This is a genomic window from Microcystis sp. M53598_WE2 (genome assembly GCF_030067735.1).
Classification (GTDB): domain Bacteria; phylum Cyanobacteriota; class Cyanobacteriia; order Cyanobacteriales; family Microcystaceae; genus Microcystis; species Microcystis aeruginosa.
The window spans coordinates 1-1120 of record NZ_JASJFE010001077.1 but is presented as its reverse complement, the minus strand read 5'-3'; the positions used below and the strand labels follow the sequence as shown (position 1 = coordinate 1120).

Sequence of the window (1120 nt, the reverse complement as noted above, 5' to 3'; positions counted from 1 at the left end):
CTACTTACTCGGTGTCTTAATACAGGCTTCATTATTATTAGCTATTTTAGGTTATATTCCAGGTTTTTTCTTTTCGATCGGACTGTATCAACTTGGTTATAGTGCTACTCAATTACCAATTATGATGAAGGTTAGTCGTGCTGTCATGGTATTAATATTGACAATTACTATGTGTGCTGTTTCTGGGGTGATCGCCATGAATAAACTGCGTTCTGCTGACCCGGCTGATATTTTTTAGTTTCGAGGATAGTTACAACTATGGAAATGCTGCAAATTGAATCTGTAACTTCATTAGAACCTGTTATATCTATCAATTCTCTTAACCACTATTTTGGCGAAGGAAAACTGCGTAAACAGGTATTATTTGATATTACTCTTAATATTAATCTAGGAGAAATTGTCATCTTAACCGGTCCTTCCGGCTCCGGCAAAACTACCCTACTAACTCTGATGGGGGGGTTACGTTCCGCTCAAGAAGGGAGTCTCAAAATTTTGGGACAACAAATATATGGAGCAAGCAAAAACCAATTAACCCAGCTTCGTAAGCAACTTGGCTATATTTTTCAAGCACATAATTTAATGAGTTTTCTGACTGCTAAACAAAATGTTCGCTTATCTCTGGAACTTCATGAAGAATTTCTTCATGAAGATTTAGACGCCAAAGCACAAGCGATCTTAGAAACAGTTGGCTTAGGAAACCGAGTCGATTATTACCCAGAAAATTTGTCTGGGGGACAGAAACAACGAGTAGCGATCGCTCGCGCTCTCGTCAGTCATCCCAAATTAGTCCTCGCTGATGAACCGACTGCGGCCTTAGATAAACAATCCGGGCGCAATGTGGTGGAAATCATGCAGAAATTGGCAAAAGAACAAGGTTGCACGATTTTACTTGTCACCCACGATAACCGGATTTTCGACATCGCCGATCGCATTGTCAATATGGAGGATGGTCGTTTAGGGGATTAACTGCCCAAAAATTACTTGCCAAAAATCGGCCTTTCATGTTAGACTAAAGTAATGTCATCTTGGAGAGGTGGCAGAGTGGTCGAATGCGGCAGATTGCTAATCTGTTGTACGAATCGTAAGACCGTACCGAGGGTTCGAATCCCTCCCTCTCCGT

1 protein-coding gene, 1 tRNA gene and 1 pseudogene are annotated in these 1120 nt (G+C 41.1%); all 3 read left to right on the top strand.

Features of this window, described 5'->3' with window-relative positions:
- Positions 1-238: pseudogene (locus PX636_RS21915) on the top strand (ABC transporter); the annotation flags it as partial.
- 20 nt (positions 239-258) lie between these two features.
- Entirely contained in the window at positions 259-966 is a 708-nt protein-coding gene (locus PX636_RS21910; RefSeq protein WP_002798835.1) for a DevA family ABC transporter ATP-binding protein, read from the top strand.
- A 61-nt stretch (positions 967-1027) separates the two neighbouring features.
- Positions 1028-1119, top strand: a tRNA-Ser gene (locus PX636_RS21905).
- Position 1120: the final 1 nt, after the last annotated feature.